Origin of the sequence: Brevibacillus sp. B_LB10_24 (assembly GCF_046036945.1) — a bacterium.
Taxonomy (GTDB): domain Bacteria; phylum Bacillota; class Bacilli; order Brevibacillales; family Brevibacillaceae; genus Brevibacillus_C.
In genome coordinates this window covers 57591-71829 of sequence record NZ_JBJQOQ010000014.1, presented here as the reverse complement: position 1 = coordinate 71829, position 14239 = coordinate 57591, and the positions used below count along the sequence as shown (strand labels likewise).

General features: G+C 52.7%; 13 protein-coding genes. All 13 read right to left on the bottom strand.

The window, feature by feature from the left end:
• Nucleotides 1-2: 2 nt before the first annotated feature.
• The gene (locus ACI7RC_RS14515) at nucleotides 3-1136 is read right to left on the bottom strand and encodes a M20 peptidase aminoacylase family protein (RefSeq protein WP_408108939.1); all 1134 of its coding nucleotides are present in this window, start codon (nucleotides 1134-1136) and stop codon (nucleotides 3-5) included.
• Nucleotides 1133-1993: a MurR/RpiR family transcriptional regulator gene (locus ACI7RC_RS14510; protein WP_408108938.1), complete on the bottom strand. Its 861-nt coding sequence runs from the start codon at nucleotides 1991-1993 to the stop codon at nucleotides 1133-1135. The genes ACI7RC_RS14515 and ACI7RC_RS14510 overlap by 4 nt, the downstream gene beginning before the upstream one ends.
• A gap of 528 nt (nucleotides 1994-2521) precedes the next feature.
• Complete coding sequence (locus ACI7RC_RS14505; protein WP_408108937.1) at nucleotides 2522-3268, bottom strand: amino acid ABC transporter ATP-binding protein; 747 nt, start codon at nucleotides 3266-3268, stop codon at nucleotides 2522-2524.
• A gap of 14 nt (nucleotides 3269-3282) precedes the next feature.
• A complete protein-coding gene (locus ACI7RC_RS14500; protein ID WP_408108936.1) occupies nucleotides 3283-3942 on the bottom strand; it encodes an amino acid ABC transporter permease in 660 nt (219 codons plus the stop codon).
• Nucleotides 3943-4017: 75 nt separating this feature from the next.
• Nucleotides 4018-4824, bottom strand: a complete 807-nt coding sequence (locus ACI7RC_RS14495; RefSeq protein WP_408108935.1) for an amino acid ABC transporter substrate-binding protein — start codon at nucleotides 4822-4824, stop codon at nucleotides 4018-4020.
• A gap of 418 nt (nucleotides 4825-5242) precedes the next feature.
• Nucleotides 5243-6295 carry an ABC transporter ATP-binding protein gene (locus tag ACI7RC_RS14490; protein WP_408108934.1) on the bottom strand — a complete coding sequence of 351 codons (1053 nt, stop codon included), beginning with the start codon at nucleotides 6293-6295 and terminating at the stop codon, nucleotides 5243-5245.
• Complete coding sequence (locus ACI7RC_RS14485) at nucleotides 6292-7980, bottom strand: ABC transporter permease (RefSeq protein ID WP_408108933.1); 1689 nt, start codon at nucleotides 7978-7980, stop codon at nucleotides 6292-6294. Before ACI7RC_RS14485 ends, ACI7RC_RS14490 begins: the two co-directional genes overlap by 4 nt.
• The gene (locus ACI7RC_RS14480; RefSeq protein ID WP_408108932.1) at nucleotides 7970-9049 is read right to left on the bottom strand and encodes an ABC transporter substrate-binding protein; all 1080 of its coding nucleotides are present in this window, start codon (nucleotides 9047-9049) and stop codon (nucleotides 7970-7972) included. Before ACI7RC_RS14480 ends, ACI7RC_RS14485 begins: the two co-directional genes overlap by 11 nt.
• A 40-nt stretch (nucleotides 9050-9089) precedes the next feature.
• Entirely contained in the window at nucleotides 9090-9860 is a 771-nt protein-coding gene (surE, locus tag ACI7RC_RS14475; protein WP_408108931.1) for a 5'/3'-nucleotidase SurE, read from the bottom strand.
• The gene (locus tag ACI7RC_RS14470) at nucleotides 9850-10650 is read right to left on the bottom strand and encodes a sugar phosphate isomerase/epimerase family protein (RefSeq protein WP_408108930.1); all 801 of its coding nucleotides are present in this window, start codon (nucleotides 10648-10650) and stop codon (nucleotides 9850-9852) included. Before ACI7RC_RS14470 ends, surE begins: the two co-directional genes overlap by 11 nt.
• On the bottom strand, nucleotides 10626-11447 hold the full coding sequence (locus tag ACI7RC_RS14465; protein ID WP_408108929.1) for a PHP domain-containing protein: 822 nt from the start codon (nucleotides 11445-11447) through the stop codon (nucleotides 10626-10628). The genes ACI7RC_RS14470 and ACI7RC_RS14465 overlap by 25 nt, the downstream gene beginning before the upstream one ends.
• Before the next feature lie 296 nt (nucleotides 11448-11743).
• Nucleotides 11744-13225 carry an amidase gene (locus ACI7RC_RS14460; RefSeq protein ID WP_408108928.1) on the bottom strand — a complete coding sequence of 494 codons (1482 nt, stop codon included), beginning with the start codon at nucleotides 13223-13225 and terminating at the stop codon, nucleotides 11744-11746.
• Nucleotides 13226-13355: 130 nt separating this feature from the next.
• Complete coding sequence (locus tag ACI7RC_RS14455; RefSeq protein ID WP_408108927.1) at nucleotides 13356-14042, bottom strand: O-methyltransferase; 687 nt, start codon at nucleotides 14040-14042, stop codon at nucleotides 13356-13358.
• Nucleotides 14043-14239 lie beyond the last annotated feature (197 nt).

Genomic DNA, 14239 nt, shown 5'->3' with positions numbered 1-14239 from the left:
GTTCAGTCCCGCCTTCCCGTTTCAAACGTCAAGAGGACAGTTTTGGCCAGGATCTCGATGCCGTCAAGCAGCGCCTCGCGGTTAAACGTCATCTTCGGATGGTGAAGTCCCGGCTTCAAATCACAGCCCAGCCCCAGCATGGTCGCTTTTAAGTGCGGAAGCTTCAACGTGTAAAAGTGGAAGTCTTCGCCGCCGGAAGTGACGACCGGGGCCGCGAGATTGTCCTCCCCGAGAACCTCCTGAATCGCCGCGGCCATCAGGTTTTGCGCCTCCTGATTCACTTCTGCTGCAGCGGTCCTCGTCCCGGGCTCAAGCGGAATCGGCACATCGTACATCTCGGATACGGCCCGGACGATTCTTTCCACCTTCGCGAGCAGCTGATCCATCACTTGATTGGTCTGGCCCCGCAGATCCAGGTTGAATTCCGCCTGGCCGGGTATGATATTGCCGCTTTCACCGCCGGCGACAAACCTCGTCATCTTCACCGTATACGGAACCATCGGATTGAGGTGGATCTTGCCCAGTTCCTGAACGAGGGTCGCTCCTACTTCAATAGCGTTGACGCCTTGGTGCGGTCTGGCCGCGTGGGCGTCGCTGCCGTGAATTTCCCCGCTGACGAACTGGGAGCCTCCGTGAAGGATGGCTGGCGCCGCCTTTCCGTCGGGCACTTCTTCCACGGGACGAAGGTGAACCCCGTAGAGGTAATCCACGCCGTCCAACACGTTCTTTTCGATCATCTTTAGCGCGCCTGTGCCTTTTTCCTCAGCCGGCTGAAAAATAAACCTCACCTTGCAGCCGCTCGGAATCCCCGTCTGCTTTAGCGCCAGGAACGTGCCAAGCGCCATGGTCATATGGGCGTCGTGGCCGCAGGAGTGATTGGCGCGGAATTCTCCGTCCACCTGCTGCCAAAGCGCATCGATGTCCGACCGCACAGCTACCGTGAACGGTCCCTCCCCGATCTCGGCGACGACCCCTGTGCAATCGTCGAATGTATGTGCATCGCACCCGTTTTCCCGCAAAAAGGCGGCAATGTACTCTGTCGTGTTGTATTCCTTCCAACTCACTTCAGGGTGTTGGTGCAAATGTTCAAAAATCTCCATGATCATCGGCCTCATCTGTTCCATGAGCGATTTCATTCTAACCCTTCTTCCTGATAAAAAATGTGATCAAACCCGACTGACTCGTACGCTTCCTTGCGCTTGTCAAACCGCTCCCGGTCCCGAACGGATACGCCGGAAACCAGAGCATTCAGAAACGAAAAAACAGAGACCAGGACATCAATGCTGGAACCCTGTGCGGTGCCGACGGGAAAGACCAGATCGGCGTATCTGGAAATCGGCGCCACAGGAGAATCCGTGATCCCGATCACGCAGACTCCCCGCTTTTTCATTGCTTTTGCGATCTGCAGCGTTTCTTTGACGTAACGGTGAAACGAGAATGCCACCAATACACTTTGAGCAGTCATCGTGCTTCCCTGCAGAATGATGTCATCCGTATCGGGACGATACAGCTCCACATTGCCCCGGACCAGATTCAGCGTAAAGGACAGCCAATTCGCGTGCGAATAAGATGCCCTCATCCCCGTCACCAGAACGCGGTCTGCTGCGATCAAGCGTTCAACAGCGAGGTTGAACGCTTCCTCGTTCGTGTGTTGGATGATGTGCTGAATATTGGCGATATCCTGCTTCATCACCTGAACGAACAATCCCGGCTGTCTGTCCAGCTCCAGCTTGCTGGTTTGGTAGCGGGCCAAGCTGCTCCGGGAGATAAGGTGCTGCCTCAGCTCCCGCTGCAGTTCACTGTATCCGCTGTACCCGAGGGAGTAACAAAAGCGAATAACCGTCGTCTCGCTTACTCCTGCTGCCGCCCCGACTTCTGCGGCAGAGTGAAGGGTGAAGAAATCGGGGTTCTCGAGGAGGAACTTGGCTGCCCTTTTCTGACCGTTGGGAAGCTGGTTAAAGTGTTCCATTACTTTTTGTTGAAAATTCTGCATATTTACATTCATCTCCGCAGTTCGCCATCACGTGTGAAATGAAAAAGCTGGAAGTGTAGACTTCATAAAAGTTAATGACGAAGTATAAACTTCAATAAAAGAATACGATATATTTTCGGTCAATTCAACGGGAAATGAGAAAAACGTGCGAGCTATTTTTGCTGAGGAGAACATTGAGGGGGCGGAAGAAAAAAATGGGCTCGCTTCGTCTGTGGCACGCCTGCTGGGAAGCCNATGAGAAAAACGTGCGAGCTATTTTTGCTGAGGAGAACATTGAGGGGGCGGAAGAAAAAAATGGGCTCGCTTCGTCTGTGGCACGCCTGCTGGGAAGCCGGGATGTCCGTCTCCACTACAAAAAACGGCACGTCGACCAAAAAGGACTGGGGTATTTCAACGTAGAATTTGGTCGACAAGCGTGTGCCGTTTTTTTCCGTTCCGACTGGGTGGGCGTTGCCAAAAAAAATCCGGCCCTTCCGCTTGGAGAGGAGGGGGCCGGGGAGATTGTGGGATGTACGTACGCTGCAGTTTTTATTTTAATGTCCGGTTTAAAAAAGTCCTTGTTCGTTCGGATGATGGATTTTTGAATAGTTGGTCGGGCGTACCGGATTCGATGATCTCGCCGTTGTCCATGAATACGATGGTGTCTGCCACTTCTCTGGCGAAGCCCATCTCATGGGTGACGACGATCATCGTCATGTGTTCTTCGGCAAGCTGCTTGATTACCTGCAGCACCTCTCCTGTCAGCTCGGGGTCGAGGGCGGAGGTGGGCTCGTCGAACAGCATGATTGCCGGATTCATCATCAGGGCCCGGGCGATCGCCACCCGCTGTTTTTGCCCGCCGGACAGCTTGGCCGGATAGGCGTCGGCCTTATCCGACAAGCCGATTTTTTGCAGCAGCTCCCGGCATCTCCTTGCGGTTTCCTCGGCCGCTTCGCCTTTTACCAGCTTTGGCGCCAGCTCCAGGTTCTCCTTTACCCGCAGATGGGGAAAGAGGTGAAAGTGTTGAAACACCATCCCCATTTTCGAAGTGATCCGCTTGATTCCCTGCTGATTGGCGTATACTCCGTCTTTGACCAGGTAGTCGCCTTCCACGCAGATGCTCCCGCCATTTACCTGTTCGAGGTGAACCAGGCTTCTGAGCATCGTGCTTTTGCCAGAACCGGACGGACCGATTACGGCGACGACTTCCCCCTTTTTCACTTCAAACGAGACATCCTTCAACACATCCAGCGCGTCAAACGATTTTTTCAGATTGGATACTTGCAAGATTGCCATTTATCGCCAGTCCCTCATTCAAATTTGAACCTTTTTTCCAGCCACTTGAAAAACATCGTCAGCACAAAAGCCATCAGCAAATAGATGACGCCCGCAAAGAAAAACGGGACGATCGTAAAGTCGCGGTTTACGGCTGTCTGGGCAAAGTACAGCAGCTCGGGAACAGCGACGGCATACAGCAGTGCCGTATCCTTCACCAGCGTAATCGATTCGTTGGCGACGGCCGGCAGCGCGACCCGAATCATTTGCGGCACGATGATCTTGGTTGTGGTTTGCCACCTGCTCAGCCCCAGTACCTGTGCCGCCTCGTACTGCCCCTTGTCAATCGCCAAGAGTCCCCCCCTGAAAATCTCGGCGAAGTAGGCTGCATAGTTTAAGATGAAACCGACGCAGGCTGCGACAAACCGGTCCAGGACGAGGTATTTTCCGACAAACGGGAGGATTGGCAGGCCAAAGCAGATAAAGAGCAGCTGCAAGAGCAGCGGGGTGCCCCGTACCACATAGATATAGGTGTGGGCAAACCAGGATAGCGGCTTGCTTTTGCTGTTCGCAAGGATGGTCAGGCCAAAGCCCAATGGCACGGACGCGATGATCGCGATAAAGAACAGCAGAACCGTCATTTGCGCCCCTTCCAGCAAGGGCCCGGCTATTTTCAGTACGTAATCGATGCTCATCTTGATTAGCTCCCAAAAGCAAAACCGGATCTGGGTAAGAGCCATCCGGTTTCCATTTTTATTTTCGTCATCGTATTATTTTAATACCTTGTCTTCCCCGAACCACTTCTCGGAGATCTTGGCAGCTGTGCCGTCCTGGTTCATCTCATCCAGTGCTTTTTGCAATTCCTCGAGCAGTTTTTCATTCCCTTGCTTCACGCCTACCCCATACTCTTCCGGTGCGAGGCTTTCATCCAGGAGCCTGAAGGTTTCCGGTTCTTTGGACATGTAGTAGCGGGCGACGACTTCATCGATCACGACTGCATCGAGACGGCCGATTTTCAAATCGCTAAGCGCCAGCACATTGTCTTTAAACTCGTTGACAGTCTTGATCTTCGACTTGATTTCATTCGCGTCCAAGGCGTCGGCGGCTGAAGACTGCGCTTGCAGTCCGACCACTTTTCCGGCGAGATCGTCCAGCTTTTGAATATCGGACTTGGCCATGACGGCTACCACTTGCGCGTTTTCCAAGTACGGCTTGGTGAACAGGACCTTTTGTTTTCTTTCGTCCGTGATCGTGTATCCGTTCCAGATCAGATCGATGCGGCCGCTGTTAAGCTCCGACTCCTTGGCATTCCAGTCGATCGGTTGAAATACCGCCTTGTATCCCATTTTTTCTGCGGCGGCCCGGGCGTAATCGATATCAAAGCCGACAATCTCGTTGTTCTCGTCCCGGAATCCCATCGGCGCAAACTTGTCGTCGATCCCGATCACCAGTTTTTTGTCGCCGCTGCCGCTGCCGCCTGCAGCCGCGTTTTTATTACCGCCGCCAGCGCTGCCGCACCCGGTAACCAGGGACAGGGCGATGGCGCACACCATCCCGATTGCTGCTATCTTTTTCATTCCGTGACCCCCCTAAAATACAGACCATGTTTCAATATATTCTCTCATTCCTTTTATATACGTTTACGAGTGTATCCTTTATCACGCTAAATTGCTAACTAGATAAATCGATAAAATCTCTTTTTGTGGTGAGATTAAAGTAGAATTGCTTCTGATTGCTTCAGTTTTCGCCCGTTTTTACTATTAAAACTGGGAATTGGTAGAAAAGAAACAAACCGACGAAGGCAAGCCGATCGGCAAGCGGAATCAGACTGGTCGGAACATCCTCCGTGAAGTTTGCTAAGTCTTTATTTCGTTTGAGCTAGAGAATCGCGGCGAAAGAGAAGCCCGACACAACCCCTTGCCAATCAGCAGGGGGTGTCGGGCGTTCTGGTACAGGTCCACAAAGGATCTTTTGGTCATCGCAACACTAAACTTGCTATACTTGCAACTCCAACATCACCTTTTCCTGAAAGTCAAACCTGGTATGGATGTCCGTGATCACTTCTAACTGGCTCTCCGGGGTCTGAACGGAGTAGATGAGCTCTTTCCCTTGAAATTGGATGTTCGCAATCATGCCGACAAGTCCCGCTGCCGCTTCATTACACTTCTTCAAGCTGATTTGATCGGGCCTGACAGGCAGGAGATTGTGTTTCTGAAAGAACGAAAAAAAGTGGGGAGATTGAATCGCGATCGGTTCCCGGCCGATCTCGGGCCGAAATGTGCCGGGGTTTAGCCACGTTCCCGATAAAAAGTTGGCTCTCCCGACAAACTTGGCGACAAATGGCGTTTGCGGCGCAAAATAGATTTCTTGCGGTGTCCCTACCTGCTCGATATTGCCTTCCTTCATCACCACGATGCGATCTGCCATCGCCAGAGCTTCGGACTGATCGTGGGTGACGTACACGATCGATGTCCGAAGCTCCCGGTGAATCTCCTGAATCTCCTTCCTCATCTGAATGCGCAGTTCCGCGTCCAAGCTGCTCAGCGGCTCATCCATCAGCAACACGGAAGGATGAAAGACTACCGCCCGCGCCAATGATACCCGCTGGCGCTGACCTCCGGACAGTTGATTGGGGTAGCGCTGTTCAAACCCGCCCAGACCGACCATTTCCAGAATCTCTTTTACCCGTTTTTCCGGATTCTGTTTATACGCTGGCGCGATGTTGGACTGATGCTTTAGGGGAAACGCTACATTTTCATAGACAGTCATATGCGGCCATAGGGCAAACGATTGAAACACCATTCCAATCCTCCTCTCCTCTGGAGGCTTCCTGGATTCGGCATTTGCCACCAATTCACCATTAAGCCAGATCTCGCCTGCCGACGGCGATTCAAAACCCGCGATCAATCGCAGCAAAGTCGTTTTTCCGCAACCGCTGGGGCCTAACAAGGCGATAAATTCCCCCCGCTTGATGGCAAGATCGACATGGTGCAGCGCCGTTACTTGTCCGAATCGCTTGTTTACTCCCCGGATGATCGTCCCGTTCATTCTGCTCTCCTCCTCAGCCACATTTTTTTCATGAATCCCCCGAGTGAGATCGCCAGCCCGATGGCAGCCACGATCACTGTAGAAAAGGCTGTGCTGCTCGTTGTCGATCCAGCTTGTTCCAGGTTAAAAATGACGACGCCAATTGTTGCCGTTCCAGATGACCAGAGCAAAGAGGAGATCGTCAACTCTGTAACAGATGTCAAAAAGACGAGGAACGCTCCCGTCAAGATACCAGGCAAGTACAGCGGGATAAGCACCTTTTGCCAGCGCGGCCACAGTCTTGCGCCGTTGATCCTCGCCGCTTCTTCCACTTCATTGCCGATCTGCAGCATCGCGCTTGAGCTGCTCCTTACCTGCAAGATCAAAAATCTTGTCAGATAAGCCACCAGAATCATCCAGATGGTTCCGTAAATACCGGGCTGCCATCCGGGAAGCGGCTCGATCCAGGTCAGGATCATGGCCAGCGCCAACACGATTCCAGGCAGCGCATAAGGGAGCGATACCGCTCCTTCTATCGCCTTCAGCAGCATCGTCGGCTGCTTCACGCGCCAATAGGCGAACAGCGTTCCCGCCACCATGCAGATGACCGTTGTCATGAAAGCGAGAACTAGGCTGTTCCTGATCGCTCCTCGGGTAGCCCCATTGCCTGTCAGGACAAACCGGTAGTTGTCCCAGGTCAGGTTTTCCAGCGTAAAGGATGCCCCATACGCCTTAAGAAAGGAAGTGGCTGCCATTGCCAGCAGGGGAACAACGCTCGTTCCCAGCAGAAAGATCCATACAAGCCCTTCCACCGCAAAACGTTTCTTTCCAAGCGGATAGCGAATCGAGCGATCCTCTGCGTACGTCTGATCCGAATGGCTTTTTCGCACCAGCATCCACTGTACACCGGTTCCAAGGAGCGCTATCCCGCCCAACATGATGGAAAGGGCAGCGGTCCGGGCGAAAGCGTTGGGTCCAAACCCGATCACTTGTTCATAAATCAGCGTGCTAAGCACCGTCACTCCTTCTGGAATGCCGAGAAATGCAGGGATGCCGAAGTTGTCGAGGCTGGCGATAAAAGCCAGCAGTCCGCCCCCGGCGATCCCGGGCAAAGCGAGCGGCAGCGTCACCTGGCGGAATACTTTTATCCCCTTGGCCCCAGATGCTCGCGCCGCCCATTCCAATTCTTTCGGGATGCGGTACAACACGGACAGCGTCAATAGATAGACCAGCGGATAATGCGTCAGCCCCATCACGACGATAATCCCGTCCAAACCGTAAACATTCCATAAAATAGTCCATTTGTTCAGAAATCCTGTCGGCCCGGCCAATTGCGTCCACGCCAGTGAGGTCACATAAGAGGGGATAATCAACGGCATGAGGGCCAGAAGGTGAATCCAGCCCTTTTTCCGTATATCTGTATAAGCAGAAATCCAGGCTAGCCCGGCTCCGATCACAACGGCGATCAGCGTGGATCCGCCTACGACCCAGCAGGTGTTTTCAACAGCGACCCACGTCCTTGGGTCAGCCAGGATTTCCGCAAAATGGGTGAAGCCGATCCCCGTGTCTGTTTTTACGCTGAGAAACATCAGCTTCAGCAGCGGTGCGAGGAAGAAACAGGCAACCAGTACCAAGGTTGTCCGCTTGCCGATTTCGCTCAGAGGAAAGCGGCGAAATGGGGGGACAGCTTGGAGTTTACTTTGCACCGATCATCTCTCCAAATTTCTTTTTGTCTGCCTCACGCGTTTCTTCCAGCTCCTGCGGATTCGCCGACAAAACCTTCAATTGATCGATCGTTTTTAGTCCTTCCGGCGCTTTGACTCCTTTTCGTATTGGCGTATAGCCCAAACTTGCCGCCACGTTTTGCCCCTCTTCCGAAAGCACGAAATCAACAAATGCTTTCGCCGCTTCCGCATTTTGCGAGGCTTTTAAAATCCCGATCGGTTCGGTAATGACAGGGACTCCTTCTTTCGGATACACGAGTTCAACCGGAGAGCCTTCGCTTTTTGCCTGAGCCACCATGTAATCCACGATCATCCCGTAATCCTTTTCGCCGCTGGCCAGACTTTTCAGCACAGCGCCATTCCCTTTTACGACGGTCATCTTGTTCGCTCCAAGGGCTTGAAAGTAATCCCATCCGAACCCTTCCTGTCTGGTCAGAACGCCCAGGTTATAAGCGGCAGCCCCTGAATACAGCGGACTCGGCATGATGCCCTTTTCGGCTGCAGAAGGCTCGGTCAATACCTTCCAGCTATCCGGCAGCGCAGGTACCTTCTTGGTATTTACAGCCAAAACGGTAGACATGATTTTTGTCCCGTAATAGGCCCCATCAGGATCTGTAAACTCGCCGGGGATCTCGTCAGCCTCTTTTGACTGATAGGACAGCAGCAAGTCCTTCTTTTTTAAACTGATAAAGGTCGGAGCGTCGGCTACCAGCAGGACATCTGCTTTCACATTGTTGGTTTCCGCCTCTGCCAGCAAACGGCTGATCACTTCTTCCGTGCCGGAGCGGAATAGCTCCACTTTCACATCCGGATACTTCTTGTTAAAAGCTTCAATCAGCGCCGCTGCATCCTTGTCCGGTTGCGACGTGTAGAAGTTGAGTGTTCCTGCGACTTTTGGCGTTCCCACGGTTGCAGCGGTATTAGCCGTTGGCGTTGGGGCGGCATCGCTTGGCTGCTGCCCTGCAGGTTGGGCGCCGCAAGCCCCCAAGCCGACAGCGGTCAGAACCGTAAGAATGGGCAAAGCGATTTTTTTAGACACAGTACGCAGCATAGATTAACTCCTCCTTATGGTTCAGCGTTTGCGCTGATTGTCAGTCTTGAAACCACTTCATCATTTTGCTTTTCAGTGCGGTATTGGTCATGTTAAGCTGCAGCGGGGTCACGGTAATATAGCCGTTGCGCAGCTGTTGAAAATCGTTTTCCTCATCGTGAAAATTCAGTTCGGCCAGGTTGTCTTTCAGCCAATAGCATAAATAGCCATGCGGATCATTCAAGCCGACATACTGATAGCGCAATACGTCCATCCCGAGTTGGGTCACTGCCACCCCGCTCACCATTTCCTTTGACAGATACGGCAGGTTGATGTTCAACACGTGTTCGGCGCTGAGCTTATGTTGAAACAGGGTTTCGAACACCCGGTACGCCAGCGGTTCCACAATGGAAAAATCGGCGTCTTTCTTAAAAGTGGCCAGCGATACCGCAATGGAGGGGATTTGGTACATCACGCCCTCAACCGCTGCCGATATCGTCCCCGAGTAAAACACGTCCCGCCCGAGGTTCGGACCGAGATTGATACCCGAGATGACAAAATCAGGCTTCTCTTTCAAGATGACTTCGACCGCCATTTTGACGCAGTCTGCCGGCGTTCCGTTGACTGCCCAGGCTTCACACGTCATTTGGAAGAAATTTACTTTATTTGCCTTCAAGGGAGACTTTAGCGTAATAGCATGACTGATCGCGCTTCTTTCCTGATCCGGACAAACAACAAAGACCTCGCCGAACGGCTGCAATGCCTTTACAAGGTGATAAACACCGTTCGAAAAAATGCCGTCATCATTCGTAACCAGAATTTTATAGGACATGTTCACGACTCCAATCGCTTGACCACACTTGTGTTTGCAGGTATTTCGCATTTTGTTTCAAGGCCTCTGTCTCTTGGGAAAAGTCGATTCCTTCGACCACGATGATCGTCTCTTTTTCCATGATCACAGGCAGGATAGTCGACAGCGCCACATCGCCTTGTCCAAGCGGAAGGTGCAGTTGGTTCACTGTGGCGTCACTGATATGCACCTTGCTGATCCCGCGAAGCTCCCGGTAAAAATCGACGAGAGGATAAGTGAGCGGTACGTGTGCAATATCAAAGGTGGTGCTGACCGGATAAGCGATCCTGGCCGTCAGTTCATTCATATCTGCCGGGGTTACAATGAACTCTTTTTTGATGGGTTCGATATGTTCGATGGACAAGTCCAATCCAAGTTTTCCTGCTTCTTTTGCAAGCGAGTTGAGCTTCTGTGCAAGAATGTTCATATGCCAAGCCTTCCAACTCTGCGTAAGGGTGACCCGCCCGGGATGGATCGTGACATTCCTGGCTCCCAACTGTGCCGCCAGAATAAACGACTTGGTGATTTCCGCTGCGGATTGTTCCCGGATTCCTTGATTGAGCGAACAGAGATTCAAATCCCAACTGGCTGCATGAAGCGTCAAGGACATATTCTCCCTGGCTGCAATCTGCTTGATTTTTGCAGCATCGCTCTGATGAAACCAGACGTGCTCCGCCCATATCTCAACTCCCTGAAAGCCATGCTGTTTCGCGATCAGAATCGCTTCTTCTACCGGATAAGACCACATCAGGGTTGACGAGACATAAAACAAGTCCACCACTCCTTTACTTCAGGGGGAATCGCTACACTTCCGATCGGATGCGAATTTCTCGAACCATATCCGTGAAAGTCGCTGCCGCCTGAACGAATTAAGTTGTATTGCTTTGCTTCCCGCTCCCATTGGGTTGTCTGCTCAGGCGAATGCTTGGAATAGTAAACCTCTACTCCGTCAATCCCATACTCAACCAAGAGCTTGAAATCGAACGCAAACGGGTAAATGCCCGGATGTGCCAGGATGGCGATCCCCCCGATTTCACGGGTTAACTCAATCGCTTCCCGGGCAGTAAAAACCGGTCTGGGAACATAGGCTGGACAGCCTTTTTGCAGCAGTTTGCCAAAAACCTCTTGCGGGTCCGTTCCGTATCCGTGGGAAACCAAAACTTCAGCGATGTGGGTACGGACCACAACCCCTCCCCTGGCCCGAGCCAGACAATCGGCAAAGGGTATCTCCATTCCCAACTGTTTGCACTTGCCGACAATCTCTTTGGCCCAATCAATGCGCTCCTGCTTCCGCCTGTCGATGGTATAGTGCAGACGGGGATCGGCGATGTCGAAGCCGTAGCCCAAGATGTGCAGTTCACCGTCCGGACCGTCCGTGTTCCATTCGATTCCCGGAAGCACCCGGACCTCCGCCCGCTTGCTTTCTTCCCTGATGGCCAGGTAGCCGTCGATCGAGTCATGATCGGTAATAGCCAAATAACGGACACCTGCTTTTTGCGCCTCGACGAGCAGCTCCCGAGGAGCCATAAGTCCGTCGGATGCTGTCGTGTGTGTATGCAGGTCGATCATTTTACGCTGCTCCTCTCGTTTCACTCTGTTTTCATTGTAAAAAAGTAGTTTTAACCCCGGTTAAGCAGAGTAATAAGCTTTTATGAAGCGCGGCTTCTCTATTTACAGGCACATGTCACCTGGCATACATGCGCCTTTCGTTAAGAAATGTGATGTTTTGAGCATGGTTTCGCAGCACTTTTTAAATCTTGTGCGAAGGTTTTGTAAAGGATTTACAAATTTTTAACACAAAAAAACCACATGCTGACGACTCTTAATGGTCATCGCATGTGGTTTCTTTTATGAAGCTGTTACTCTTACAAAGGCCTTGCCGCACAGAGCTTATAGATATCCTGCCAGGGGTTGATTCGTTCAAAGACAGAGCTGGCCGTCAGTACATCGGTGTCCGCATACCGCCTGCCGATGATCTGCATGCCGACAGGGAGCCCATCAGCCAACCCGGCCGGTATGGATGCCGCCGGATGCCCTGTATAGTTGATGAAGTATGTCATGCACCAGCCGATCAACGGGTCTACCTCTACTCCGTTGATCTGGGTCGGCCCAGTCGTATTGCCGTCGTCCGTATTCTCCACCGGCATAGCTGCCAGCGTCGGAGTGATCAGCAGCTGGTAGTCATCGAGCACGTTCTGGACGGCGTCATATACCTCCGTGCGGATCTGCTGGTCGCGGATGAGATCGTGAACGGTCATGCGGCTGCATTTTTCGAACCACTCCAGAAACTGCGGCGGGAAGTCCTCGCGATGGTCAGCCAAGAGGTCCAACCCTTGCTGCTTAAAGGTCTCGAATGTCTCTATACTGAGCGGCATGATCATCCGGCACCACAAGTCGCTCAGTTCCCGCTGATCGCGGGTAAGCCCCAATTTTACCTCTTCAACATGGGCACCAGCCGCTTCAAACACCTTCACGGCATTCGCTACCGTTTCGGCGACCCGTTTGTCTACCGGATAAACATCCAGGTCAGGACTGTACGCGATTTTCCAACCTTTCACCGAGCCGCGCAGCGCCCCCATGTAATCGATGGCTTGATCAAGGCTGTACGGATCGCGGGAATTGTAGCCTGTGATGGCGGTGAGCCCGAGGGCGGCATCTTCCACCGTGCGGGTGAGCGTTCCTTCAAAGACAAACGGAGCCGTGCCGCCAAACGCATTTGGCCGCAGCACCATCGGAGCCCGCCCGAAAGAAGCCTTAAACCCGTACAACCCGCACCAGGCGGCGGGAATGCGTACAGAGCCGCCGCCGTCCGACCCCTGTGCGATCGGAACCATCCCGTCGGCAACCGCCGCCGCGCTGCCGCCCGACGAACCGCCGCTGTTGCGGGACAGATCGAACGGATTGCGGGTCGGGCCAAACAGATAGTTGTCACACGTACCGCGGAAGCCCATCACCGGACTGTTGGTCTTGCCCAGCAAAACGGCTCCGGCTTTCTCGATCCGCTCCGGGTAATTGCTGTAAAAGTCTGAGACGTTATCCTGAAACGCCTTTACTCCGCCAAAGGTGGCCACCCACCCCGGCCGAAAGTCGAACAAGTCCTTCATCGCTGTCGGCACTCCGTGCAGGATCCCCAATTCTTCCCCGCTCATCAGGGCGCGTTCTGCTTCTTTCGCATTTTTTCGCGCATCGTCAAAGCCGCGATAGACAAAGGCATTCAAGCTTTTGTCCCGCTGCTCAATACGCTCGATGCACGCCTCGACCACATCGACAGGTGACAGCTCCCTCCGCCTGATTCGCGACGCAAGCTCAGCAGCAGACATATAGGCCAACTCTTCTGACAATGACATCCCTTTAAACCCCCTCGCGTTATTGACAATCTGCGGTCCGTCTCGCTTCAGGTTGACGTTTCTGGGATGAAAACGGATACCTTATTATAATAGTTATATGAATTGTTTGAAATTATCAATTATTTTATTTTTAGGAAAGAGAATCATTCGATTCCGTAACGAGTATAATTGCGAAGCCGTCGTACCCTTTGCTGCCTACTGTCTGGATGGCTGTAGCGCTCACACGCGGCTCAGCGGCAAGCAGTTCATTGAAGCGGCGAATCCCTTGGATATTGGGATCGGTGCTGGCTTCGTCGATTACAACTCCTTTGCGCACGACATTGTCTGCGATGATCATGGTGCCGCGGCGGGAGAGTTTGAGCGCCCACTTGAAGTATTCGGGATTGTTTGGTTTGTCGGCGTCGATGAAGATCAGATCAAACGGTCCCTGCTCCTCCGCATCGAGCTGAGACAGCGTATCCAGCGCTTGCCCGAGGCGAATCTCTACGATGTCGGACAGACCTGCCCGCTCGATGTTGGCGCGGGCGACTTCAGCGTGCTTGGGCGCGGACTCCAGCGTAATCAAACGGCCGCCAGCCGGCAGCGCCCGTGCCAGCCAAATGGTGCTGTAGCCTCCCAGCGTTCCGATTTCCAGTATGGTACGTGCCCCCTGGATACGCGCTAATAAGTGCAGCAGCTTGCCTTGATTCGGAGTAACGTCGATTGGGGGCAGTCCAGCCGCAGCGTTGGCCTCGAGTGCGGCATCCAGCGCCGGATCGGACGGTACGAGCAGATCGGTGAAATATCGGTCGACTGCTGTCCATTGCTCATGAGACATACGATCAACTCCTTTGCTTCGTTTACCAGAATCATAACATGGAAATGGAGAAAAAACCCAGTGTAATTCAAGTAGATACGCTGCTTTAATCGCTTGTGGAAGTAATTGCAGAGTTCCGGCCTACCCAAAATCGAATGAGACAAATTATAATTATTATAAAAAAGTATTGATTTTAGACTGAGAAGTGTTATCATATA

Coding starts and splice junctions, on each gene's coding strand:
- surE (WP_408108931.1), bottom strand. CDS start 9,860: ATGTCCTATAAAATTCTGGTTACGAATGATGACGGCATTTTTTCGAAC.
- ACI7RC_RS14500 (WP_408108936.1), bottom strand. CDS start 3,942: ATGAGCATCGATTACGTACTGAAAATAGCCGGGCCCTTGCTGGAAGGG.
- ACI7RC_RS14460 (WP_408108928.1), bottom strand. CDS start 13,225: ATGTCATTGTCAGAAGAGTTGGCCTATATGTCTGCTGCTGAGCTTGCG.
- ACI7RC_RS14465 (WP_408108929.1), bottom strand. CDS start 11,447: ATGATCGACCTGCATACACACACGACAGCATCCGACGGACTTATGGCT.
- ACI7RC_RS14495 (WP_408108935.1), bottom strand. CDS start 4,824: ATGAAAAAGATAGCAGCAATCGGGATGGTGTGCGCCATCGCCCTGTCC.
- ACI7RC_RS14515 (WP_408108939.1), bottom strand. CDS start 1,136: ATGAAATCGCTCATGGAACAGATGAGGCCGATGATCATGGAGATTTTT.
- ACI7RC_RS14455 (WP_408108927.1), bottom strand. CDS start 14,042: ATGTCTCATGAGCAATGGACAGCAGTCGACCGATATTTCACCGATCTG.
- ACI7RC_RS14505 (WP_408108937.1), bottom strand. CDS start 3,268: ATGGCAATCTTGCAAGTATCCAATCTGAAAAAATCGTTTGACGCGCTG.
- ACI7RC_RS14510 (WP_408108938.1), bottom strand. CDS start 1,993: ATGCAGAATTTTCAACAAAAAGTAATGGAACACTTTAACCAGCTTCCC.
- ACI7RC_RS14480 (WP_408108932.1), bottom strand. CDS start 9,049: ATGCTGCGTACTGTGTCTAAAAAAATCGCTTTGCCCATTCTTACGGTT.
- ACI7RC_RS14490 (WP_408108934.1), bottom strand. CDS start 6,295: ATGAACGGGACGATCATCCGGGGAGTAAACAAGCGATTCGGACAAGTA.